General features: G+C 63.9%; 23 protein-coding genes. 13 read left to right on the forward strand and 10 right to left on the reverse strand.

The window, feature by feature from the left end:
* Window positions 1–295: 295 nt before the first annotated feature.
* The 3 genes from J9892_RS18535 to J9892_RS18545 form a co-directional block, all read right to left on the reverse strand.
* Entirely contained in the window at window positions 296–538 is a 243-nt protein-coding gene (locus J9892_RS18535) for a DUF3297 family protein (RefSeq protein ID WP_010673692.1), read from the reverse strand.
* A gap of 98 nt (window positions 539–636) precedes the next feature.
* Window positions 637–1,953, reverse strand: coding sequence for a HipA domain-containing protein (locus J9892_RS18540; RefSeq protein ID WP_200163688.1), 1,317 nt, complete (start codon window positions 1,951–1,953; stop codon window positions 637–639).
* Complete coding sequence (locus J9892_RS18545) at window positions 1,937–2,230, reverse strand: helix-turn-helix domain-containing protein (RefSeq protein ID WP_234035411.1); 294 nt, start codon at window positions 2,228–2,230, stop codon at window positions 1,937–1,939. Before J9892_RS18545 ends, J9892_RS18540 begins: the two co-directional genes overlap by 17 nt.
* Before the next feature lie 297 nt (window positions 2,231–2,527).
* Between J9892_RS18545 and J9892_RS18550 the strand changes: the two genes are divergently transcribed.
* On the forward strand, window positions 2,528–3,556 hold the full coding sequence (locus J9892_RS18550) for a hypothetical protein (RefSeq protein WP_210538672.1): 1,029 nt from the start codon (window positions 2,528–2,530) through the stop codon (window positions 3,554–3,556).
* A 113-nt stretch (window positions 3,557–3,669) separates the two neighbouring features.
* Here the strand turns inward: J9892_RS18550 and trpA are convergent, their stop codons facing one another.
* From trpA to J9892_RS18580, 6 genes are all read right to left on the reverse strand, one after another.
* The gene (gene trpA, locus J9892_RS18555) at window positions 3,670–4,476 is read right to left on the reverse strand and encodes a tryptophan synthase subunit alpha (RefSeq protein ID WP_210538673.1); all 807 of its coding nucleotides are present in this window, start codon (window positions 4,474–4,476) and stop codon (window positions 3,670–3,672) included.
* Window positions 4,473–5,666 carry a tryptophan synthase subunit beta gene (gene trpB / locus J9892_RS18560; protein WP_041214833.1) on the reverse strand — a complete coding sequence of 398 codons (1,194 nt, stop codon included), beginning with the start codon at window positions 5,664–5,666 and terminating at the stop codon, window positions 4,473–4,475. The genes trpA and trpB overlap by 4 nt, the downstream gene beginning before the upstream one ends.
* 188 nt (window positions 5,667–5,854) lie before the next feature.
* Window positions 5,855–7,360, reverse strand: coding sequence for a bifunctional indole-3-glycerol-phosphate synthase TrpC/phosphoribosylanthranilate isomerase TrpF (trpCF, locus tag J9892_RS18565; RefSeq protein ID WP_210538674.1), 1,506 nt, complete (start codon window positions 7,358–7,360; stop codon window positions 5,855–5,857).
* Window positions 7,360–8,373: an anthranilate phosphoribosyltransferase gene (gene trpD / locus J9892_RS18570; protein ID WP_053288294.1), complete on the reverse strand. Its 1,014-nt coding sequence runs from the start codon at window positions 8,371–8,373 to the stop codon at window positions 7,360–7,362. Before trpD ends, trpCF begins: the two co-directional genes overlap by 1 nt.
* A gap of 10 nt (window positions 8,374–8,383) precedes the next feature.
* Window positions 8,384–8,983, reverse strand: a complete 600-nt coding sequence (locus J9892_RS18575) for an aminodeoxychorismate/anthranilate synthase component II (protein WP_069785302.1) — start codon at window positions 8,981–8,983, stop codon at window positions 8,384–8,386.
* Complete coding sequence (locus J9892_RS18580; RefSeq protein ID WP_210538675.1) at window positions 8,976–10,610, reverse strand: anthranilate synthase component 1; 1,635 nt, start codon at window positions 10,608–10,610, stop codon at window positions 8,976–8,978. Before J9892_RS18580 ends, J9892_RS18575 begins: the two co-directional genes overlap by 8 nt.
* A gap of 424 nt (window positions 10,611–11,034) precedes the next feature.
* Between J9892_RS18580 and J9892_RS18585 the strand changes: the two genes are divergently transcribed.
* The 5 genes from J9892_RS18585 to rluB all read left to right on the forward strand — a co-directional run bounded on the left by J9892_RS18585 (window position 11,035) and on the right by rluB (window position 15,186).
* Complete coding sequence (locus tag J9892_RS18585) at window positions 11,035–11,916, forward strand: PHP domain-containing protein (protein WP_010673701.1); 882 nt, start codon at window positions 11,035–11,037, stop codon at window positions 11,914–11,916.
* A 125-nt stretch (window positions 11,917–12,041) separates the two neighbouring features.
* Window positions 12,042–12,662 (forward strand): L-threonylcarbamoyladenylate synthase, encoded by a 621-nt coding sequence (locus tag J9892_RS18590; protein WP_210538676.1) that lies wholly within the window; start codon window positions 12,042–12,044, stop codon window positions 12,660–12,662.
* The gene (locus J9892_RS18595) at window positions 12,655–13,536 is read left to right on the forward strand and encodes a ScpA family protein (RefSeq protein ID WP_010673703.1); all 882 of its coding nucleotides are present in this window, start codon (window positions 12,655–12,657) and stop codon (window positions 13,534–13,536) included. Before J9892_RS18590 ends, J9892_RS18595 begins: the two co-directional genes overlap by 8 nt.
* 41 nt (window positions 13,537–13,577) lie before the next feature.
* On the forward strand, window positions 13,578–14,270 hold the full coding sequence (gene scpB / locus J9892_RS18600) for an SMC-Scp complex subunit ScpB (protein WP_042014199.1): 693 nt from the start codon (window positions 13,578–13,580) through the stop codon (window positions 14,268–14,270).
* Entirely contained in the window at window positions 14,263–15,186 is a 924-nt protein-coding gene (gene rluB / locus J9892_RS18605; RefSeq protein WP_039039190.1) for a 23S rRNA pseudouridine(2605) synthase RluB, read from the forward strand. The genes scpB and rluB overlap by 8 nt, the downstream gene beginning before the upstream one ends.
* 68 nt (window positions 15,187–15,254) lie before the next feature.
* On the opposite strand, the gene J9892_RS18610 is transcribed toward rluB, so the two are convergent.
* On the reverse strand, window positions 15,255–15,770 hold the full coding sequence (locus J9892_RS18610; protein WP_043759284.1) for a winged helix DNA-binding protein: 516 nt from the start codon (window positions 15,768–15,770) through the stop codon (window positions 15,255–15,257).
* A gap of 135 nt (window positions 15,771–15,905) precedes the next feature.
* Between J9892_RS18610 and pxpB the strand changes: the two genes are divergently transcribed.
* The 7 genes from pxpB (at window position 15,906) to tesB (ending at window position 21,691) form a co-directional block, all read left to right on the forward strand.
* On the forward strand, window positions 15,906–16,577 hold the full coding sequence (pxpB, locus tag J9892_RS18615) for a 5-oxoprolinase subunit PxpB (RefSeq protein WP_210538677.1): 672 nt from the start codon (window positions 15,906–15,908) through the stop codon (window positions 16,575–16,577).
* A complete protein-coding gene (locus tag J9892_RS18620; RefSeq protein WP_210538678.1) occupies window positions 16,571–17,503 on the forward strand; it encodes a biotin-dependent carboxyltransferase family protein in 933 nt (310 codons plus the stop codon). The genes pxpB and J9892_RS18620 overlap by 7 nt, the downstream gene beginning before the upstream one ends.
* Window positions 17,487–18,230: a 5-oxoprolinase subunit PxpA gene (pxpA, locus tag J9892_RS18625; protein ID WP_210538679.1), complete on the forward strand. Its 744-nt coding sequence runs from the start codon at window positions 17,487–17,489 to the stop codon at window positions 18,228–18,230. Before J9892_RS18620 ends, pxpA begins: the two co-directional genes overlap by 17 nt.
* A 49-nt stretch (window positions 18,231–18,279) precedes the next feature.
* On the forward strand, window positions 18,280–19,020 hold the full coding sequence (locus J9892_RS18630; RefSeq protein WP_210538680.1) for a DUF969 domain-containing protein: 741 nt from the start codon (window positions 18,280–18,282) through the stop codon (window positions 19,018–19,020).
* Window positions 19,020–20,006: a DUF979 domain-containing protein gene (locus J9892_RS18635; protein ID WP_210538681.1), complete on the forward strand. Its 987-nt coding sequence runs from the start codon at window positions 19,020–19,022 to the stop codon at window positions 20,004–20,006. The genes J9892_RS18630 and J9892_RS18635 overlap by 1 nt, the downstream gene beginning before the upstream one ends.
* Window positions 20,007–20,098: 92 nt before the next feature.
* Window positions 20,099–20,749 (forward strand): pyroglutamyl-peptidase I, encoded by a 651-nt coding sequence (gene pcp, locus J9892_RS18640; protein ID WP_210538682.1) that lies wholly within the window; start codon window positions 20,099–20,101, stop codon window positions 20,747–20,749.
* A gap of 69 nt (window positions 20,750–20,818) precedes the next feature.
* Window positions 20,819–21,691, forward strand: a complete 873-nt coding sequence (gene tesB, locus J9892_RS18645) for an acyl-CoA thioesterase II (protein ID WP_210538683.1) — start codon at window positions 20,819–20,821, stop codon at window positions 21,689–21,691.
* Window positions 21,692–21,801: the final 110 nt, after the last annotated feature.

Below are 21,801 nucleotides of genomic sequence, written 5' to 3' on the forward strand. Positions count from 1 at the left end.
ATAACCTGGCCAGAAGGAGGCAATATCAATATGATGCACGGCGACAGCAGGGTGATGGTGGTGGTGTGTTTGGAGACAGCCAGTTTACCAGCACCCTGTCTGTCAACTTCCACTTCCCCAAGATCCCGCGAAGAACCAAAAAAAAGGGAGGGAAAGGAAGAAACAGGAAGGCAACAGAGAACAAAGAGAGAGGCGCCTGTCACCCTGGGCCGCCCTCAACAGCAGAACACCGGCGCAAGGCCGGTGTTCTGAACAGCATGGCGGCGGGCCCGACGGGGCGCGCGGTCAGGGCGGCTTAGGCGTAGAAAGCCTCGACGGTGCCCTTGACGGTGATCAGCATGGGGTTGCCGTAGCGATCCTTGGCCTTGGGGGAGGGGATCTTCACCCAACCTTCGCTGATGCAGTACTCCTCGACATTGGTGCGCTCCTTGCCGTTCACGCGAATGCCGATCTCGTGCTCGAAGCACTCCGCCACATGGTGCGGGCTGCGCGGGTTGGCCGCCAGACGGTCGGGCAGTGCAGGTTTGTTGTCGCTCATTTTATAGACCTGAGTGTGATAAAAAGTGGGTCATTGTAGGCAATGCCCGTCATGGGCTCAAGGCTGGGTTGCGTCCCATGGGGGGGGACTAGGTCTGGCTACAGTTGCAGCTCGGGCAACAGCGTCGCCTGCGCCTGAAAATGGTGGCAACGGTGCTCAACGTCGTCTCTGTAACGTGCCAGATAAGCCAGCTCGGCGGGATTGTCTGTCTCAACCAGGGCGATGGCGGCATCAAGCTGATGCAGTATGTCGCTGGCCATCTTGTGCAAGGTCTGCTGCAACAGGCGTTTGGGCAGCTCGCATGCCTCGGCCATCTCCAGCAACTGCCATGCGTTGACCGCCTCGGGAGCAAACTCGTCGCCTATGGCCATGGCCAGATGCTGGTTGAACTCGGGGTAAAGCCCCACATTGACCAGATCGTACCAGGGGGTGGGCATCAGCCCTGCTTTTGATACGAAGAAGCTGTAGTTCTTGCCGTGGGCATCGTGATTGTTGACACAGAGGTTGAAGAGCAGCCATTGCAGCATGTCCAGTCTGGCCTGCGCCGGATTAACGCAAAGGGTGCTGAGACTGAACAGCCGTGGCAGGCTCACCCCTTCCCGAATATGGGCCACATCCCTCCCGTCACCGAAGTTGCGTTCATATTTTCGGGCGACGGGAAACCCCAGCCCCTGGCAGGCATCGATCATGTGACGACGGCGTACCCTCACCCCATCCTCGTCAAGGCGCCGATCGAACCGTTCCACCAGCAAGCCTCTGTGGGACTTATCGCCTTTGCCGACCCTGTGCAGTTCGACCTGTGCCACCGGCATGCCCAGCAGTGCGGCCAGCCGCATGGTCACAAATTCGTTGATCACCAGATGAGGATGGTGCTCGAACTTGAGGAGGTGGGTGGAACAGAGTTCGCCCTCGCCAAATCCCAACGCTCCCTCGAGTCGCAGCAGGTTAAGCTTGGCCTGCACACCCGCAACCGAGAGGCGGGGGCGAGCATCCCAGACTTCCAGCGGCCAGATCTCGGGCTGTTCGAGGCGCAGCAACAATTCCTCTGGGGTGATGGGGCGAAACCGGGTGGGGACGTCGGGCTCTGTGGGCAGGGTAAAGGTGACAGCTCCGGAGACATCGCGGCCGATGCCGTGGATCAGGGCAAAGAGATTGCTGCGCGAAACGGAGAGCGCCTCAATCAGATGGTCCAGCCCGCGATTTTCAGGCAGCAAGTTGCCGAGATACGCCCGGATCTGGGCGCTGCTGGCCGAACCATCCAGCGCCAGCGGCGGGGAGAGCGGGAAGCCACGCGCCTGCCACTCAGGTGTATAGCCGAGCTGAAACGCATCCCGGCTGGAGTCATATTCGAGATGGCCGATCAGCTGGTTACCCAGCCGAAGTTCCAGCCGATGGTGCTCAGAACCACTCATCATCACCGACCTCGGGTTGGCTGTTGCCGCTCGCTACCTGTGAGCCCATTTCCTGCACCAGTTGCAAGCGCAGCCCCAGCGCCTTCATCACCTGCAACAGGGTCGAGAGGTAGACATCCCCCCCTTTTTCAATCTTGATCAGGGTCTTCTTGGAGATACCGCACAGTGAGGCCGTCACCTCCTGGGTCATCCTGGCGGCCTTGCGTCTCTCGCGGATCGCCAGCCCCAGCGAGGCGGGATCCAGTTCTTTCGGGCCGGTTTGCAACGATGCATCTGCCATCATGATCACGAAAAAAAGGTAGGTTGTTACACCTTAACTCATGGTAAGAGCAAACAGCAATTAAAAGTGTACGATAGTGCACTTTTTATGGTCCTGGTACTGGTTGCGAGATAAAAGTGTAGAGAGGTTCACTTTTTAGAGAGGAAAAGTTGGTGGGGGATGGCCGAGGGGCCGGGAGGATGTCGCTTGTAGAGCAGCATTGCACTTCACTTCACCGAGCGATGGCCTAAATTTCCTTTCGCTGAACCAGAGTGATAGTTTTGGTTTCAGTGAAAAAACGGCTTATGGGGATGCGCAATGTTTTTCCAAACATATTACCGATTAGATCCGTGGAGATTTGAGCCGCCGCTAAAGGAATTTGGGGCAATCCAATTCGATGATCCCAAGCAGATGTTTTCGCTGTTCATGCGTTACATACATGTGTTCAGCGAGGATGAAGAACCGCAAGTGCTTGTACAAACAATTCATCGCAAGGATGACATTCCGGATTCGGTACGCGTCGTGTTTACCGGAGAGGCAGAAATCGATTGGAGTCTTGGAGGAGAGAATCAGAACGGGTTTACAAACTTGCCTGACGACTATCGCGATTTCATAGTTGCGTTGCACGGGAGTATGGACCGCATGGCGTCTGAAATATTCAATGTGGTTCGTTGGCGCATGGGAATCGTCGGTGGACCATTGGGACTTCAGAGCGAATGGTCATCTATGAGATGGCACGATGACAGCAAGGGCGAGAAGATTATCGACGAGCATGGGTTCTACCGTCAAATGATCGCCGGAGTATTCACTCTCCATATGCCAGAAGTGCAGGACGCCGATTTCGATGAGGAGTGTCGAGCGAATGTCGAAACCCTAATTCAGTTTCAATCCAAGCAACCGTTGTATCACGATCTTTTTCGTGAAGCATGGCAGAATCAACGGGACAATCCTCGAAGTGCACTTGTAATGGGGATTGCCGCAGCAGAGACCGGATTCAAGACAACTATGACGGACTTGAATCCGTCAGTGACTTGGATTGTCGAGAACTTACAGTCTCCGCCACTAGATCTGATGTTGCGCAACTACATGGCGCAACTGCCCGCAAGGAATCAGATTAACGGTGAAGTTCGTCGACCACCTAAAAAGGTAATTTCCGTGATCAAGAAGGGTATCGAATTGCGGAACAAGCTAGTGCACGGGCGTGAAGAAACAGTAACAACCGAAGATGTACGCGAAATGCTCGAAGCCGTTCGCGACTTGCTGTACATGCTGGATTATTACCGAGGACATGGTTGGGCCATGGAGAGACTGAGTCCTGAAGTAGCTGCAAATCTCCAGGAGCAGTAGCACTCGTTGGCGACAGAACAAGGAAATAGAAAAGGGAGCCTGTCAGGCTCCCTTTTACGTGGTTATGCGAATTGGCATATCAGGTCCACAGACAGCTGACCCTATTCCTAACCTTATCGATTAGTCGCCGCCTTCATCCCTTCCACAAACTCCTTCAGACGAGTGAGCATATGTTCCGGGTTCTGGTGGTGGGTTTCGATGATCTTCACCACGGCGGAGCCGGAGATGGCACCGGCGGCGCCAGCCTTGATCGCTTCACGCACCTGGGCTGGTTCGCTGATGCCAAAGCCGAGCAGGGCGGGGGGGGCATTGAACTCGCGCAGGGTGTTGATGAGCCCCTCCACCGGCATGCCGGCCTTGGTCTCGGCACCGGTCACGCCGGCGCGGCTCACCAGATAGGTGTAACCGGAGCCGAGCTCGGCAACAGCCTTGAGCGTCTCGGTATCGCCGTTGGGCGGGGCGATAAAGATGCTGTCGATGCCGAACTTGTCGGCGGCCGCCTTGTAGGGTTCGCACATCTGCACCGGCACGTCCGCCACCAGCACGGAGTCCACCCCTGCCTGCTGGCACTTCTCGTAGAAGCCGTCGATGTGGCGCACATAGACCAGGTTCGCGTAGACCAGGAGGCCAATGGGGAGCTCCGGGTACTTGGCGCGGATGCGGGCGAGCAGGCCGAAGCAGTCGTCCGGGGTGGTGTGGCTGGCAAAGGCACGCAGGGCGGCGCCCTGAATGGTGGGGCCGTCTGCCACCGGATCGGAGAAGGGAATGCCGAGTTCGAGGGCGTCGGCGCCCCCTTCGACCAGGGCATCGACGATGGCCAGGGACAATTCGGGGGTGGGGTCACCCAGCATCACGAAGGGCACGAAGGCGCCCTGATTGGCCTTGTCCAGACGGGAGAAGAGTTGTGCGTAACGGTTCATGACAAGGTTCCTTCTTTTTCAAAGATGTCGGCAACGGTGAAGATGTCTTTGTCGCCACGGCCGGAGAGGTTGACGATGAGCACCTGCTCTTTTTCCGGTTCACTGCGGGCCATCTTGAGGGCATGAGCCAGGGCGTGGGAGGACTCCAGCGCCGGTATGATGCCTTCGGATTTGGCCAGCTCCTGGAAGGCGTCCAGCGCCTCCTTGTCAGTCACCGAGGGGTACTCGGCGCGGCCGATGGCGGCCAGGTGGGCGTGCTGGGGGCCGACGGAGGGGAAGTCCAGCCCCGCCGAGACGGAGTAGGACTCCTGGATCTGGCCCTGGTTGTCCTGCATCAGGAAGGAGTGCATGCCAAAGAAGACCCCCTTGCTGCCGTGACCGAGCGGCGCGCCGTGCTCGCCGCTCTCGATGCCGTGACCACCGGGCTCGACCCCGATAAGGCGCACGGAAGGCTCATCGATAAAGTCCGCAAACATGCCGATGGCGTTCGACCCGCCGCCAACGCAGGCGATCACCGCATCCGGCAGGCGCTCTTCTTTTTCGAAGCACTGGGCTTTGGCCTCTTCCCCGATCATCTTCTGGAACTCCCGCACGATAGTGGGGAAGGGGTGGGGGCCGGCGGCGGTGCCGAGCAGGTAGTGGGCGGTTTCATAGTTGGCTGCCCAGTCCCGCAGCGCCTCGTTGCAGGCATCTTTGAGGGTGCTGGAGCCGGAGTGCACCGGGATCACGGTGGCACCCATCAGCTTCATGCGAAACACGTTTGGTTTCTGGCGCTCGCAATCCTTGGCCCCCATGTAGACCCGGCACTTGAGACCGAGCAGGGCGCAGGCCAGCGCCGTCGCCACACCGTGCTGACCGGCGCCGGTCTCGGCGATGATCTCGTGCTTGCCCATGCGCTTGGCAAGCAGCGCCTGACCCAGCACCTGGTTGGTCTTGTGGGCGCCGCCGTGCAGCAGGTCCTCACGCTTGAGGTAGAGGCGGGTCTTGGTGCCCTTGGTCAGATTGCGGGTGAGGGTGAGCGGCGTCGGGCGACCGGCGTACTCGGTCAGGAGCGCCTGAAACTCGGCGACGAAAGCCGGATCATCCTTGGCATCGACGAAGGCCTTCTCCAGCTGGAGCAGGGCGGGGATGAGGATCTGGGGCACATACATGCCGCCAAATTCACCAAAAAACGGATTGAGCAGGGTCATGGTTTTCTTCCTTTACATTCTGCAATTGAGATCAGGTATGAGCCTTGTCGGGCTGAGGCGTATGGCTGGGGCACATACATGTCATCGACGAAATTCACCAAAAAACGGGTTGAGCAGGGTCATACATTATTCCTTGTGCTTATGGGCAAACGCAGTTCATTAATTCGTTGAATGAGTCACGGGGGTGCTCACAGTTGGCGCAGGGCCCCAAAGGCGGCCGCCAGCTTGTGGGCATCCTTCCTGCCCGGGGCACTCTCCACCCCGGAGTTGAAATCAAGGCCCACACAGCCCACCCGGGCGGCCTCGAGGGCGTTGTCGGGGTTGAGGCCCCCCGCCAGCATCAGCCTGGCTTTATCGAGGTGGGCCAGCAGGGTCCAGTCGAACGCCTGGCCGGTGCCGCCGCTCTGGCTGCCAACTTTGGTATCAAGCAGCAGGCGATCCGCCGGGTAGTCGAGGGCGGGCAGGGGCTCGCCGCTTGTGACACCGACGGCCTTCCAGATCTGGCAGCCCGCCGGCAGCAGAGGGCGCAGGGTCTCGATATAGGCGGCGTCTTCATCCCCGTGCAGTTGCACGGCGGCGAGCCCCAGCGCATCCACCGTCTTGGCGATGGTGGCGGGCTGGGCATTGCGAAACACCCCGACGTAAGAGAGCGGCGCACCCGCCATCACGGCGCGGGCGGCGGGAATGTCCACGTAGCGCGGGCTTTTGGCCACAAAGATGAGGCCGCCGAACACGGCGCCCGCCTGATGGGCGGCGGCGGCGTCCTCGGGACGGGTCAGACCGCACACCTTGTTCTGGCCGAGCACGAGCTTGCGCACCGCGGCTTCCAGATCCGGCTCCGCCATGAGGGAAGAGCCCACCAGGAAGCCCTTGGCGTGGTGGCGCAGGGCCGCCACCTGGGCGCGGTGGTTGATGCCGGATTCGCTGATCACCACCCGATCCCCCGGGATCCTGGCCGCCAACTGCTGAGTGCGGGCAAGATCGACGCTCAAATCCCGCAGATCCCGGTTGTTGATGCCAATCACCGGGGCGCCGAGGTCGATGGCGCGGGTCAGCTCCTCCTCGTTGCTCACCTCGGTGAGCACCCCGAGGCCCAACTCTTTCGCCACGTTGAACAGGGCGCGATACCCCTCGTCGGTGAGCACGGAGAGCATCAAGAGGATGGCGTCCGCCTGATAGTGGCGGGCCAGATAGACCTGATAGGGGTCAATCATGAAGTCCTTGCAGAGCACCGGCTGCTGGACGCGGCCCCGTACCCGGGGCAGGAAGGCGAAATCCCCCTGGAAGAACTTCTCGTCCGTCAGCACCGAGATGGCGGTGGCGTAGTGGCCATAGATGTCGGCGATGGCCTCCGGGCTGAAGTCGTTGCGGATCAAGCCCTTGGAGGGGGAGGCCTTCTTGCACTCCAGAATGAAGCGGGTGGAGCCTTGGCGCAGATCCCCCTCGAAGTCCCGATCGCTCGGGGTGAGCGCGTCCTGGAAGCTCGCCAGGGGCTGGCTCTCCTTGCGGGCGGCGACCCACTCCTGCTTGGCCGCCACGATCTTGCCGAGAATGGTCTGGCTGATGGAGGCCATGTTCAGAAAGGCGTGGGGAGCAATGACATCTGACATCTCGTTATCCTTGCGAAGCTGGCTGTTGCCCGTCGGGCGTTCTGGGTGAGTGCCCCTGGGGCACGCTGCGGTGGTGGCTGACATCATGCCTCCTGATGGCTCAGGGTGGCGAGATCCCGGGCGAGGAGGGCGGCCTGGCCGCTTGCCAGCACCGCCAGCACCCGGGCGGCGGCCTGCCTAAAGTCCGGGGCCTCGCCCGCCATGACCAGGAGCGGCGCCACGTTGGCGGCGATGGCGGCGTTGTGGGCCGGGCTGCCGCGTCCTTCCAGGATGGCGGCGGTGATGGCGCGGTTCTCCTCGGGCTCACCGCCCTGGATGGCGCTGACCGGGTAGGTGTCGAGGCCAAAGTCCGCCGGGGTGAGCAAGTACTCGCGAATTTCGCCGTCACGGATTTCCGCCACCTGGGTCGGGCCGTGGATGGCAATCTCGTCGAGACCGGCGCCGTGCACCACCATACCGGTTTTCAGGCCGAGTGCCAGCAGGGTTTCGGCGATGGGGCGCACCAGCTCGGGGGCATAGACCCCCATCAGCTGGAAGCTGGGACGAGCGGGGTTGATGAGCGGCCCCAGCACGTTGAACAGGGTGCGGGTCTTGAGGGCCTGGCGCACCGGCATGGCATGGCGCACCCCGGCGTGGTACTGGGGGGCGAACAGGAAGCAGACCCCGAGCTCGTCCAGGCAGCGGCGGGCCTGGGTCGGGCTCATGTCGAGCTTGATGCCCATTTTATCGAGCAGATCGCTCGACCCCGACTTGCTCGAGACCGAGCGGTTGCCGTGCTTGGCCACTTTCAGGCCGCAGGCGGCGGCCACCAGGGCCGAGGTGGTGGAGACGTTGATGGTGTTGAGGCCGTCCCCTCCGGTGCCGACGATGTCGCAGAAGGCATAGTCCGGGCGCGGGAAGTCGCGGGCTTCGGCCAACAGCGCCTCGGCGGCGCCGGCGATCTCCTCCGGGGTCTCCCCCTTGATCTTGAGAGCGGTCAAAAGGCTCGCGAGCACGATGGGATCCACTTCACCACGAACCACCTGGCCGAAGGCGTCGCGGGCGGCGTCGCGGGTGAGAGACTGACCCTGATAGAGGGTGTTGAGATGTTGATGCATGGTCTCTTCCTTACCGCACGTGGCTTTCTGGACGGGTGACATGGGCGAGGGCCTGGGTGAGCAGGCGGGCCCCTTCGCTGGTCATGATGGATTCCGGGTGGAACTGGAAGCCCAGCACCCGCTCGTCACGCTGCTCGATGGCCATGGGCATGCCCTGATAGTGGGCAATCACCTGCAACTCTTGTGGCACATAGGTGGCCACCAGGGAGTGGTAGCGGGCCACCGGCAAGGGGCTCGGCAGCCCCGCGAAGGCGCCATGGCCGTTGTGCTCGATGAGGGAGCGCTTGCCGTGGACGATTTCCCCCGCCGCCCCGACGGTGCCGCCGTAGGCTTCGCACAGGGCCTGATGACCGAGGCAGATGCCGAGGATGGGCACCCGGCCCCGGGCCAGCTTGATGAGGTCGATGAGGCAGCCCGCCTCATGGGGCGCGCCCGGCCCCGGGGAGAGCACCAGGACGGCGTCCCCTTCGCAGGCGTCGATCTCACTCATGATGCGGCTCGCCTGCAGGCTGTTGCGGTAGATGCGCACCGGGTAGCCCAGGGTGCGGAACTGGTCGACGAGGTTGTAGGTAAACGAGTCGAAGTTGTCGAGCAGGAAGATGTTAGTCATGGCTCACGTCCTTGTGTTGTTCCTGCTGGGCGCTGAGGGCCTGCAGGGAGGTGCCATGGCTGGCAGCGATGGCGGCCAGCACGGCCGCCGCCTTGGCACGGGTCTCGTCCGCCTCGGCCTGGGGTTTGGAGTCATAGACCACCCCGGCGCCGGCCTGGACATGGGCTACCCCCTCTTTCACGAAGGCGGAGCGGATGACGATGCAGGTGTCCATCTCCCCCGCGCCGTTCAGGTAACCCACGGCGCCGCCGTAGCTGCCGCGACGCTTGCCTTCCACCATGCGGATAAGCTCGCTGGCGCGCAGCTTGGGGGCACCGGTCAGGGTGCCCATGTTCATGCAGGCCTGGTAGGCGTGCAGGGCGTCAAGGTCGGCGCGAAGGGTGCCCACCACCCGGGAGACCAGGTGCATGACGTGGCTGTAGCGATCCACTTTGAGCAGATCCTTGACGTAGCGGGTACCGGGGGCGGAGATGCGGGCGATGTCGTTGCGACCCAGATCCACCAGCATCAGGTGCTCGGCCACCTCTTTCTCGTCCTGGCGCAGCTCCAGCTCGATGCGGCCGTCCAGATCCAGGTTGATGCTGCCGTCCGGGTTGAGGCCACGGCGGCGGGTGCCGGCGATGGGGTACATCTCCACCTGGCGGCTGTTGGCGCAGAACTTGACCGCGCTCTCGGGGGAGGCGCCAAACAGGGTGAAGCCCTCGTCCTGCACGTAGAACATGTAGGGGCTAGGGTTGGTCTGCTTGAGGCGGCGATAGGCGGCGACGGGATCCGGGCAGGGGAGGGAGAAGCTGCGGGACGGCACCACCTGGAAGATGTCACCACGGCGGATGAAGCCCTTGAGCTTCTCGACCTCGGCGCAGAACTGCTTGTCCCCCTTGTCGACGGCCAGGACGCCGGTCAGCGGCGCCGAGCCCTGCGGCGCATGCAGCGGCTGCTGACAGGCCTGCTTGAAGGACTCGAGGCGAGCGGTCAGGCGGGCGTAGCGCGCGTCCAGCTGCTCATCCTCTTCGCCGCCGAACAGGCAGGCCACCAACTGGGTGCTCTGCTTGATGTGGTCGATGGTGATCAGGGTCTCGGCCACATAGAAGCAGTAGTCAGGGCAGTCGTTGCTCCCCTCTGGCACCTCGGGCAAGTCTTCAAAGGAGGCGATGAGGTCGTAGGCGAAGCTGCCCGCCATGAAGAGGGCCTCTTTGCCCTGCGGGCATTGCAGCTCCCGCTGCAGGGTGCGCAGCACGTCCAGCACGCTGCTGCCCTTGAGGCGGCTGTCTTCGTCAAGCTCCCGATCGGACGCCGGGAAGTCGAGGTGCAGCTCGTCCGCCACCCGGGTCTGGGTGATGACGGCGGGCAGGCGCTGCTCCAGCAGGCGCAGCAGGGCGGCGCCGTTGTCGCCGAGGGGGCGCACCTGCACGGCGCGGCCGCGGCACTCGATGCGCAGGCAGGCGTCCACCAGCAGCAGGCTCTGGGTACCGGCCTTGGAGTCGATCTCCACCGATTCGAGCAGCAGGTTGTTGGGTCTGTCCTGGCAGAGTCGGGTATAGAGTGCCAGGGGGTCTGTCACATAGGGGGCATTGAGCCGGATGGTATCGAATTCGCCCAGGGGCAAACGGGTCTTGTTGCCTGTCATAATGCCTTCCCTTGCATGTGTTGTGTGTCACCGATGGTCATGGCGCTGTCTCTCTTGAAAATGGGTCGGGTTCGGGTCACGTCAGCGAGTTCGCCATCGCCATGTCAGTGTGCTTCTCTGAATTGTCGGTTTCATCACAGGTCCATTTGCCGGATAATAAAAAAGCCCGCTGGGGTCAGCGGGCTTTTTCTTTGGGTTCTTAACTTGCTGTCAGATTACAGGTACAGCAACGACCACACGCCCGCATGTCAGGGAGTGTGCCACCACCAGATGGTCAGGATGGAAGTCGCTTGCATGAGATTGAGTCCTGTAAAAAGATGTTTGCAATGAAGTGCCTACAGAAAACGATAAAGCCGCGGCCAAGTCAAGTCGCTTTTTTGCCGGCCTTTTCCAGGCAGGTCCCAAACAAGAGCGAAACACGCCGATGAGATTCGATCTTCATTGCCACACCACCGCCTCGGACGGGGTGCTGAGCCCCGCCGACCTGGTGCGCCGCGCCGCCGAAAAAGGGGTGGAGGTGTTAGCGGTCACTGACCACGATACCCTCGACGGGCTTGAAGAAGTGCGCCAGACCATCTCGGCCGACCAGTTGCCACTGCGCCTGGTGAGCGGGGTGGAGATCTCCACCGGGTGGGAGCATCACGAGATCCACATCGTGGCCCTCGGGGTGGACGAGAAAAATCCCCAGTTGCTCGCCTTTCTGGCAGGGCAGCGGGCTCGCCGGGAGGCGCGCGCCGAGGAGATCGGGCGTCGTCTGGAGAAGTGCCTCATCCCGGGCACCTATGAAGAGGCCAAGCAGCTTGCCGGTGACGCCGCCGTGACCCGGGCCCACTTTGCCCGGGTGCTGGTGGCGCGCGGGGTGGCCGACAATATGCAGAAGGTGTTCAAGAAGTACCTGAGCCGGGGCAACAAGGGCTATGTGCCCGCCGAGTGGCCTGGGATGGGGGAGGCCATCGAGGCCATCCACGCCGCAGGCGGGCTGGCGGTGCTGGCCCACCCGAGCCGCTACAATCTCACCGCCAAGTGGATCAAGCGGTTGCTGGTGGCCTTCAAGTCCGTCGGGGGGGATGCCATGGAGGTCTCCCTGCCCCAGCAGAGCCCACAGGAGCGGGCGAATCTCGGCCAGTGGGCCAGGGAGCACGATCTCTATATTTCGGTGGGGTCCGATTTTCACTTCCCCTCCAACTGGACCGAGCTTGGCCGCCACCTCTGGCTCCCCAAGGAGGGGATGCCGCTGTGGCTCGGTCACCCCGGTCATTTCGGGCTCACCCCCGAGGAGCATGCGGGCCTGCTGGCCAGCCGCTGACCCCCCGGGCCGGCATCTTTGATGCAGGCGAGTCTGCGTCAAACAGGTTAAGGTAGTATCATGGGCCAAGGGGCCCTTGACCATGAAGCGGGCAACGAGCGTGCCCCCTATCGCGAGAAGAGCATATGAGTCAGCATTTTTACGTACATCCCGACAATCCCCAGGTTCGCCTCATCAGCCAGGCGGTGCAGATCCTGCAAAGCGGCGGCGTTATCGTCTATCCCACCGACTCCGGCTACGCCCTGGGCTGCCAGATGGGCAACAAGGATGCTTTGGAGCGCATCTGCCGCATCCGTCGCATCGAGCCGAACCACGACTTCACCCTGGTGTGCCGTGATCTCTCGGAGATCTCCACCTATGCCAAGGTGGACAACACCGCCTTCCGGCTGGTCAAGAACAACACCCCCGGACCCTACACCTTCATCTTCAAGGCCACCAAGGAGGTGCCGCGCCGCCTCATGAACGAGAAGAAGAAGACCATCGGCATCCGGGTCCCGGCCAACAACATCGCGCTGGCCTTGCTCGAGGCCCTCGGTGAGCCGCTGCTCTCCACCACCCTGATCCTGCCGGGCTCCGAGATGGCGGAGTTCGACCCCGAGGAGATTGCCGACAAGCTCGGCAAGCAGCTGGATCTGGTGGTCAACGGCGGGTATCTGGGCGAGCAGCCCACCACTGTGGTGGACTTCTCCGACGACGAGCCCGTGCTGCGTCGCCGCGGTGCCGGGGATCCGACCCCGTTTGAGTGATCTTGCCGACCCCGTGCCCGCGCTGACAACCCCCGCGGGCACGACGGGGGAGGCTTCCCTTCCCCCGCCCATCGCCACCGTGCTGGGGCAGCCCTACCATGAGCTGCCCCAGGACTTGTTCATCCCCCCCGATGCGCTGGAGGTGTTTCTCGACACCTTCGAGGGGCCGCTCGATCTCTTGCTCTACCTCATCCGGCGCCAGCAGCTCGACATCCTCAACCTGCCCATCCTGCAGATCACCGCCCAGTACATGGAGTACGTGGATCTGATGCAGGGCCTCAACCTCGAGCTGGCGGCGGAATACCTGCTGATGGCGGCCTGGCTCGCGGAGATAAAGTCCCGCCTGCTGCTGCCCAAGGCTCCGGAGCTGGAAGACGAGGAGGAGGGGGAAGATCCCCGCGTCACCCTCATTCGTCGCCTGCAGGAGTACGAGCGCTACAAGCTGGGGGCAGAGCGGGTCAATGCCCTGCCGAGGGTGGAGCGGGAGATCTTCGTCGCCGCCGCCATGGCGCCGGATTTTGGTGCCTTGAAGCCATTGGCGCCCGATGTTTCTCTGGTTGAACTCGCCCTTTACATGCAAAGTGTGGTAAAACGCGCGACTCATTTTGAACATCACCAGATCCGCCGCGAGCAGATCCCGACCCGGGTAAGGATGGCGGAGATCCTTGCCATGCTCTCCCTGGGCCAGACCCTGCGCCTGGAGCAGGTGCTGCGGGCCGAGGAGGGGCGCATGGGGGTGCTGGTGACCTTCCTGGCCCTGCTGGAGCTGTGCAAGGAGCAATTGATCTGGATCTTGCAGGCGGAGCCCCTGGGCCCCATCCATTTTGCCCTGGCGAGTCAGGGGAAAGGGGAGGAGCATGAGCATCTACACTGAGCGAGGGGCGGCGCCAGGGGTGCGGAACCGGGAGGTCCACCGTGGCGCTGCCTGCTGAACGATTGAAGACCCTGATCGAGGCGGCGATTTTCGTGGCGGGGCGTCCCCTCACGGTGAGCGAAATCAAGGGCAGCGTGCTCTCGGACTACCCGGTCACCGGCCGCTATGTCCAGCTGCTGCTGGCAGAGCTCAGACAGGATTACAGCGAGCGGGGGGTCGAGCTCAAAGAGGTCGCCTCCGGCTGGCGTTTCCAGGCCCGCCAGGAGTATGCCGAGGAGCTGTCGCGCCTGTGGAGCGAGCGGGCTCCCCGTTATTCCCGCGCCGTGATGGAGACGCTGACGCTGATTGCCTATCGTCAGCCCATCACCCGGGCGGAGATAGAAGCCATCCGCGGGGTGGCGGTGTCGAGCCAGATCGTCAACACCCTCAAGGAGCGTGGCTGGGTGCGCAGCATCGGCCACAAGGAGGTGGCGGGTCGCCCCGAGCTGCTCGCCACCACCCGTGAATTTCTGGACTATTTCAACCTGCAGAGTCTGGAGCAGCTCCCCGAGCTGGATCCCGAGCTGCAGGCCCCCTTGTCGCTCATGCCGGGCGAGGGCGGTGACGGTCAGCCTCTGGCAGGCCGTGCTGAGCATGAACATGGTGGGGAGGCCAACGGGGCCTTCCCACAAGAGCCAAGGTTGTCCGCGATGTCGGCGGGCAGCGATCAACAATCAGGTAAACCCGATGAGTGAAAAACTGCAAAAAGTATTGGCCCGCGCGGGTCAAGGCTCCCGTCGTGAGATGGAGGCCCTGATCACCGCAGGTCGGGTCAGTGTGGATGGCAAGGTCGCCACGCTGGGGGATCGCGTCGAAGTGAACGCCGTGATCCGGGTGGATGGTCACCAGGTCAAGACCCGCGCCGCAGAGGAAGTGATCTGCCGCGTGCTGGCCTACCACAAGCCCGAAGGGGAGATGTGCACCCGCCACGATCCGGAAGGACGTCCCACCGTGTTTGATCGTCTGCCCAAGATGGATGGTGCCCGCTGGATAGCGGTCGGCCGCCTCGACGTCAACACCTCAGGCCTCTTGCTGTTCACCACCGACGGCGAGCTGGCGAACCGCCTGATGCACCCGAGCCACGAAGTGGAGCGGGAATACGCGGTGCGGGTCTTTGGCGAGATCACCGAAGCCATGCTGCAGCGCCTGCGCAAGGGCGTGCAGCTGGAAGACGGCATGGCCAAGTTCAACAAGATCAAGCCGGCCGGCGGTGAAGGGCTGAACCAGTGGTTCAACGTCACCCTGACCGAGGGCCGCAACCGGGAAGTGCGCCGCCTGTGGGAATCCCAGGAAGTGCAGGTGAGCCGCCTGATGCGTATCCGCTACGGCGACGTCAAGCTGGATCGCGGCATCCCCCGCGGCGGCTGGCAGGAGCTGAAACTCCCCGAGGTGAACTACCTGCGCGGCCTGGTCAACCTGCCCAACGAGACCGAATCCAAGGTCGATCTGCAGCAGGATGGCAAGAGCACCCGCCACAAGCAGGCCGCCCAGATCCGTCGCGCCGTGAAGCGCCACAAGGAGATGCAGGGCAAGGAGCCGCGCGCCCGTGCCACCACCGCCCGTCGCAAGCCGACCTCCTCCACCCGCAATTCCGGCACCGGCAGCAAGTAATTCCGGCCGTCATCGCGAAAGAGCCTGCCCCGCAAGGGGCAGGCTCTTTTTTTATTGGCCCTTCGCCACTACAGGGAGGCGGCGGCGCGAGAGGCCTGATCATAGAGGCTGGCAAACAGCCGCAGCTGCTGCGCTATCTCCGCCGCCGAGGCATTCGCCCCCGCCAGACCGCTCTCTACTATCACCTGGATCAGACACTGTTCGCGGATCTCGCTGTATTGGTGGCACAGGGCCGCCCCGGCCGGCGTGGTGCTGAAGTGCACCTCCTTGCCCACCTTGGTGCGCGCCGCATAACCCAGGGTCACCAGCTTCTTCAGGGCATAGGTGGCGACATGGGTGTCCTCGATGTTCAGCACGAAGCAAATATCGGCAAGCCGCTTGGGGCGATCCCGGTGATTGATGTGGTGGATGAGCAGCACCTCCAGCGCGGTCAGCCCCTTCTCGCCTGCGGCCCCCATGCAGCGCACGACCCAGCGGTGGAAGGAGTTGTTGAGCACGGTCAGGCCGAACTCCAGCTCCGAGAGGGCGGGAGCCTGAGCCGAGACGAGGTGGGCCGATGAGACGATGGAGGGGGGCTTGGTCATGGAGACTCCTTTTCCTGATGAGAGGCCAGCACGACGGCTGGCGTTTCCTACGATGGCTTATTGTAGATAAATTATCGATGTTTTGTTGATATCTTTGCTGTATTTTAATTAAATGTTTTGGTTGTTGGGGGCTGTATGGGATCGAGTGAGTGTCGCCTCTACCCGCTGGGAGAGCGGGCCCTGGTGCTGGAGACGGACCAGGGGGCCGACCTGATCGGCCAGCGGCGGATCTGGTGGCTGGCACAGCGACTGCGAGAGCGGGAAGGGGACGAGCGGTGGGAGGAAATAGTGCCGGGGATGAACAACCTGACCCTGGTGTTCGATCCCGAGGTGATGGACCCCGCCGGTCTCGAGCGCTGGCTGACCGAGTTGTGGCGCCAGGGGGAGGAGCTCGACTACCGGCCGCGGGAGCGGGAGATCCCGGTGCACTACGGCGGCGAATGGGGGCCCGATCTGGAGGAGGCCGCCCGCCACTGCGGCCTGACGCCGGCCGAGCTGGTGGCGCGCCACAGCGGCGGCGAGTACCGGGTCTATTTCCTCGGCTTCCAGCCCGGTTTCGCCTATCTGGGGGGGCTTGCGCAGGAGTTGGCCGTGCCGCGGCGCAGGGAGCCCAGGCTGAGAGTCCCCGCCGGCAGCGTCGGCATCGGCGGGGCCCAGACCGGTATCTACCCGGCGGCGAGCCCCGGGGGCTGGCAGCTCATCGGGCGCACGGATCTGACGCTGTTCGACCCGGCTCGTGACGAGCCCTCCTATCTGCTGCCCGGCGATCGGGTGCGCTTCGTCCCCCTGGGAGGTGCCCCATGCTAGAGGTCATCCGACCCGGGCTTCAGAGCACAGTCCAGGATCTCGGCCGTTCTGGTGTGCGCCATCTCGGCATCGCCCAGGGAGGCGCCCTCGACAGGGAGGCGTTGATCCTGGCCAATCGCCTGGTGGGCAACCCCGCCGGCGCGGCGGGGATAGAGCTGGTGCTGGGGGCGGCCGAATTCCGCCTGCTGCGTGATGGCTGGCTGGCGCTGACCGGTGCCGACTGCGCCGCCACCCTGGACGGTGAACCTGTCTGGCACGGCTGGCGCTGGCGGGTTCGCCGGGGCCAGCGCCTGCGCCTGTCGGCCCCTCGCCATGGCATGCGCACCTATCTCGCGCTGGATGGGGGCCTGGCCGTGGCCCAGGTGATGGGATCGCGCGCCACCGAGTTGCAGGCCGGCTTCGGGGGTCATCAGGGGCGAGCCCTGCAGGCCGGGGATCGCCTGCCCCTGGGGGTGCCGCTGAGCCATGACGGTCCCCTCGGCGCCTGTCTACGCGAGTCGGACGCCTGCCTGCGTGTCTTGTCCGGCCCCGAATGTGACGAGTTCGAACCGGCCGCCGTGGCGGCGCTCTGGCAGGGGGAGTGGCGACTCAACCCCGCGAGCAACCGCATGGGCGTTCGCCTCGACGGGCCGGCGCTGGTGCGCAGCCACAGCCGGGAGCTGGCCTCCCACGGCGTCCTGCCCGGTGTCATCCAGGTGCCCCCTGGCGGGCAGCCCATCGTGCTGCTGGCCGATGGCCAGACCACGGGCGGCTACCCGCGCATCGGCTGCGTCATCGACGCGGATCTCTGGAAGCTGGCCCAGGCGCGGCCGGGGGCGCGGCTGCGCTTCTCCCCCGTGACGCGGGAGCAGGCCCTGGCGGCGCGGCGCGAGTGGCAGCAACACCTCTATCGTTTCGAATGGATGGCTTATGGAAAGACACATTGATCTCAACGCAGACCTGGGGGAGGGCTGCGACTCGGATGCCCTGCTGCTGGACCTCGTCAGTTCGGCCAACATCGCCTGTGGCTGGCACGCCGGGGATGCGTCCCTGATGGCCGAGACGGTCCGGCTGGCGCTGGCCAAGGGGGTTGCCATCGGCGCCCACCCCAGCTTCCCGGATCGGGAACACTTCGGACGGGCGCCCATGGTGCGGGAGCCGGCCAAGGTCTATGCCGACGTGATCTATCAGGTGGGGGCCCTGGCCGCCCTGGCCAAGGCGGCCGGTGGCCGGCTGGCCCACGTCAAGCCCCATGGTGCGCTCTACAACCAGGCAGCCCGGGATGGGGCCCTGGCCGACGCCATCGCCAGTGCCGTCGCCAGCCTGGATCCCTCCCTCAAGCTGATGGGGCTGGCGGGCAGCGAGCTGATCGCCGCCGCCCGGCGCCATGGTCTGACCCCCATCGCGGAGGTCTTCGCCGATCGCGCCTATCTGGCCGACGGCTCCCTAGCACCGCGGGGCCAGCCCGGCGCCGTTATCGACGACGAGGCGAAGGCGTTGAGCCAGACCCTGAGTCTGGTGACGCGGGGAGAGGTGGAGACCCTGGACGGACAACCACTGGCGCTGGTGCCCCAGAGCATCTGCCTGCACGGGGATGGCGCCCACGCCGTCGCCTTCGTCCGGCGCCTGCGGGAGGCCCTGATCGCAAACGGTATATCGATAAGGCCTCACTGAAGAGGTGAATTCAGGCCGCGTGGCCTTCACATGGAATGGAGAAGCTCATATGGATGTAAGTCTGTTATTACCCCTGATCGGGATCCCCGTGGTGGTGCTGGGGTTTGCCCTCAGGTTCAACCCGCTGCTGGTGGTGACGGCGGCGGGACTGGCGACCGGCCTGGCGAGTGGCATGTCGCTGGTCGCGCTGCTGGAAACCTTCGGGGAGAAGTTCCTCAACAGCCGGCAGCTGGCCACCTTTATCCTGATCCTGCCGGTGATCGGCCTGCTGGAGCAGTACGGGCTCAAGGAGCGGGCCCAGAGCTGGATCGCCAGCATCCGCAAGGCGACCTCGGCGCGCATCCTGATGCTCTATTTCGTACTGCGCCAGGGCACGGCCATGCTGGGCTTGCTGAGCCTGGGGGGCCATGCCCAGACGGTGCGTCCGCTGATCGCCCCCATGGCGGAGGGGGCCGCGGTGCATCGCCACGGGGATCTGCCCAAGCCGATTCGCGACAAGATCCGCGCCCATTCGGCCGCCTGTGACAACGTGGCGGTGTTCTTCGGCGAGGACGTCTTCCTCGCCTTCGGGGCCGTCCTGCTGATGAGTGCCTTCCTGCAGGAGAACGGGATCACCGATATCGAACCGCTCTACATCGGCCTGTGGGGCATACCGACCGCCCTGTGCGCCCTGCTGATACACATGGGGCGCCTGCTCCTGCTGGATGCCAGCATCGCCCGTGACGTTGCCGCCTGGCAGGCGAGCGAGCAAACCGGGACCCCCGACCAAGCCGTGCTGGAGCGTGCATGATGAGCAGCCTGATCACCATCAACGACATCTATTACCTCATCGGCCTCGTCGTCATGCTGCTGGTGGGCATGACGCTCTCTGACCGCCATAACCCCAAGCGCTTCACGACGGCTCTGTTCTGGTTCTGCTTTGGCGCCATCTTCCTGTTCGGCGATCTGCTGGTCAGCCAGCTGGGCAGCCAGATTGCCTACCGGATCGTGGGGGGCCTGGTGATCCTGATGGCCCTGCTGGCCGGCACGGGCAAGCTCGCGATGGGACGCTACGCCCAGCGCAGCGACGCCGAGCGGCAGGCGTCTGCGGGCAAACTGGGCAACCGCCTCTTCCTGCCGGCGGTCATGATCCCGGTGGCGACCGTGCTCAGCACCCTGCTGCTGGGCCATGCCAGCCTGGGGGATTACTTCGTGCTGGATCAGAAGAACGTCACCCTGACCTCCCTGGCCATCGGCACCCTGGCGGCCCTGCTGCTGGGCTGGAAACTGACCGGCGGCACCCCCTTGCAGGCGGTGCGCGAGTCGAGGCGTCTGGTGGATGCCATCGGCTGGGCCGCCATCCTGCCGCAGATGCTCGCCATGCTGGGCGGGGTCTTCGTGGTCGCCCAGACCGGGGAGTCGGTGAAGGCGGTGGTGGACTTGTTCGTCACCCCCGACAACCTGTTCCTGATGGTGGTGATTTACTGCGTGGGCATGGCGCTGTTCACCATGATCATGGGCAATGCGTTTGCGGCCTTCCCGGTGATGACGGCGGGGATCGCCATCCCCTTCCTCATCATGGGGGCTAATGGCAACCCCGCCGCCGTGGTCGCCATCGGCATGCTGTCGGGCTATTGCGGCACCCTGATGACCCCCATGGGGGCGAACTTCAACATAGTGCCCGCCGCCCTGCTCGAGCTGGACAACAAGTATCAGGTCATCCTGGTGCAGATCCCCACCGCGCTCATGATGCTCGTCTGCAACATCCTGCTGATGTACTTCCTGGCGTTTCGTTGATGTCGTCAGATGAGGGCGGCCCGCCTGGGCCCGCCCTCATCCCTCCCGGCATCCGCTGGCCGCGCGCCGGGAAAAAACAGAAGGAGATGGCCATGAAGACCATTTTACTGACCGGATTCGAACCCTTCGGCGGCGAGCCGCTCAACCCCTCCTGGGAGGCCGTGAGGCAACTCGATGGCCAGCGCCGTGGCGACCATCAGATCCGGGCGGTGCGGCTGAGCTGTGCCTTCGGCCAGGCCCTGACGGAACTCAAGGCGGCGCTGGCGCAGCACCAGCCGGTGCTGGTGCTGGCAGTGGGCCAGGCAGGGGGGCGCAGCGAGCTCAGTCTGGAGCGGATCGCCATCAATCTGGATGATGCCCGCATCCCGGACAACGCCGGGGCGCAGCCCATCGACAGCCCCATAGTGGCAGAGGGGCCCGCCGCCTATTTCACCACCCTGCCCATCAAGGCCATGGTGGCGGCCCTGCGCGAGGCGGCCCTGCCCGCCGCCGTCTCCCACAGTGCCGGTACCTATGTCTGCAACCACCTCTTCTACGGCCTGATGCACGAGATTGAGCGGGACAGGCCGGGCTGCCGGGGCGGTTTCCTGCACATTCCCTATCTGCCCGAGCAGGCGGCGCGCCATCCGGCGGGCACGCCCTCGATGAGCCTGAGCCAGATAGTGCACGGGTTGGAGGTCGCCCTCGATGCGGCGCTGCATCACGAGCGGGATCTGCCGATCACGGGGGGAGCTACCCACTGAGGGCGTGGCAAAGGTTGCCTCGACCAGGTCTCCTTGTTAGCCTCTGCGACATTGATACAGGAGAAACCAATGAGCAAGGTACTGGATGAGCTGCTGGCGTTGCTGGCGCTCGAGAAGATCGAGGAGGGCCTGTTTCGGGGCCAGAGCCAGGATCTCGGATTGCGATCCGTGTTTGGCGGACAGGTGATGGGGCAGGCCTTGTCAGCCGCCAAGCAGACGGTCGCCGCCGATCGCCAGGTGCACAGCTGCCACTCCTACTTCCTGCGCCCCGGCGATGCCAACAAGCCCATCGTCTACGACGTGGAGAACATCCGCGACGGCCAGAGCGTCTCCACCCGCCGGGTCAAGGCCATCCAGGGCGGCAAACCCATCTTCTACCTCAACGCCTCCTTCCAGGTGGAGGCCGAGGGCTTCGAGCACCAGGCCAGGATGCCGGGCGGCATCACGCCCCCGGAGCAGCTCAAGAGCGAGCTGGAGCTGGTGCGCCCCTACGAGCAGATGATCCCCCCGGCCCTGCGGGACAAGATCCTGTGCGAGAAGCCCATCGAAATTCGCCCGGTGACCCTGGTGGACCCCATCCGCCCCGATGTGCACGAGCCCCTGCGCTACACCTGGTTCAAGGCCAACGGCCCGGTGCCGGACGATCAGCGGGTCCACAACTACCTGCTGGCCTATGCGTCCGACTTCCACTTCCTGTTTGCCGCCCTGCAGCCCCACGGGGTGTCGTACTGGGAGCCGGACATGCAGGTGGCCACCATAGACCACTCCATGTGGTTCCACCGCGACTTTAGGCTGGATGACTGGTTGCTCTACGTGGTGGACAGCCCGAGCGCCAGCGGTGGACGCGGCCTGGTGCGCGGTCAGTTCTTCACCCGCGATGGCGTGCTGGTGGCGAGCACCATGCAAGAGGGTGTGATCCGTCGCCGTGCTGCGGATGCATGATGACGGCGGCAACTGCGACGGCGTGCTGGTGGTGAGCAGCATACAGGCAGGGGTGATCCGTCGCTGCGGTTGATCGCAGCTGAGTGCCATAAAAAAACGGGAGCCCTGGG

Source organism: Aeromonas sp. Prich7-2, from assembly GCF_017939255.1.
In the GTDB taxonomy this organism is placed as follows: domain Bacteria; phylum Pseudomonadota; class Gammaproteobacteria; order Enterobacterales; family Aeromonadaceae; genus Aeromonas; species Aeromonas caviae.

Excerpts from the sequence above, each read along its gene's own strand:
- J9892_RS18535 (WP_010673692.1), bottom strand. The coding sequence starts at position 538 with ATGAGCGACAACAAACCTGCACTGCCCGACCGTCTGGCGGCCAACCCG.
- J9892_RS18540 (WP_200163688.1), bottom strand. The coding sequence starts at position 1,953 with ATGATGAGTGGTTCTGAGCACCATCGGCTGGAACTTCGGCTGGGTAAC.
- J9892_RS18545 (WP_234035411.1), bottom strand. The coding sequence starts at position 2,230 with ATGGCAGATGCATCGTTGCAAACCGGCCCGAAAGAACTGGATCCCGCC.
- J9892_RS18550 (WP_210538672.1), top strand. The coding sequence starts at position 2,528 with ATGTTTTTCCAAACATATTACCGATTAGATCCGTGGAGATTTGAGCCG.
- trpA (WP_210538673.1), bottom strand. The coding sequence starts at position 4,476 with ATGAACCGTTACGCACAACTCTTCTCCCGTCTGGACAAGGCCAATCAG.
- trpB (WP_041214833.1), bottom strand. The coding sequence starts at position 5,666 with ATGACCCTGCTCAATCCGTTTTTTGGTGAATTTGGCGGCATGTATGTG.
- trpCF (WP_210538674.1), bottom strand. The coding sequence starts at position 7,360 with ATGTCAGCCACCACCGCAGCGTGCCCCAGGGGCACTCACCCAGAACGC.
- trpD (WP_053288294.1), bottom strand. The coding sequence starts at position 8,373 with ATGCATCAACATCTCAACACCCTCTATCAGGGTCAGTCTCTCACCCGC.
- J9892_RS18575 (WP_069785302.1), bottom strand. The coding sequence starts at position 8,983 with ATGACTAACATCTTCCTGCTCGACAACTTCGACTCGTTTACCTACAAC.
- J9892_RS18580 (WP_210538675.1), bottom strand. The coding sequence starts at position 10,610 with ATGACAGGCAACAAGACCCGTTTGCCCCTGGGCGAATTCGATACCATC.
- J9892_RS18585 (WP_010673701.1), top strand. The coding sequence starts at position 11,035 with ATGAGATTCGATCTTCATTGCCACACCACCGCCTCGGACGGGGTGCTG.
- J9892_RS18590 (WP_210538676.1), top strand. The coding sequence starts at position 12,042 with ATGAGTCAGCATTTTTACGTACATCCCGACAATCCCCAGGTTCGCCTC.
- rluB (WP_039039190.1), top strand. The coding sequence starts at position 14,263 with ATGAGTGAAAAACTGCAAAAAGTATTGGCCCGCGCGGGTCAAGGCTCC.
- J9892_RS18610 (WP_043759284.1), bottom strand. The coding sequence starts at position 15,770 with ATGACCAAGCCCCCCTCCATCGTCTCATCGGCCCACCTCGTCTCGGCT.
- pxpB (WP_210538677.1), top strand. The coding sequence starts at position 15,906 with ATGGGATCGAGTGAGTGTCGCCTCTACCCGCTGGGAGAGCGGGCCCTG.
- J9892_RS18620 (WP_210538678.1), top strand. The coding sequence starts at position 16,571 with ATGCTAGAGGTCATCCGACCCGGGCTTCAGAGCACAGTCCAGGATCTC.
- pxpA (WP_210538679.1), top strand. The coding sequence starts at position 17,487 with ATGGAAAGACACATTGATCTCAACGCAGACCTGGGGGAGGGCTGCGAC.
- J9892_RS18630 (WP_210538680.1), top strand. The coding sequence starts at position 18,280 with ATGGATGTAAGTCTGTTATTACCCCTGATCGGGATCCCCGTGGTGGTG.
- J9892_RS18635 (WP_210538681.1), top strand. The coding sequence starts at position 19,020 with ATGAGCAGCCTGATCACCATCAACGACATCTATTACCTCATCGGCCTC.
- pcp (WP_210538682.1), top strand. The coding sequence starts at position 20,099 with ATGAAGACCATTTTACTGACCGGATTCGAACCCTTCGGCGGCGAGCCG.
- tesB (WP_210538683.1), top strand. The coding sequence starts at position 20,819 with ATGAGCAAGGTACTGGATGAGCTGCTGGCGTTGCTGGCGCTCGAGAAG.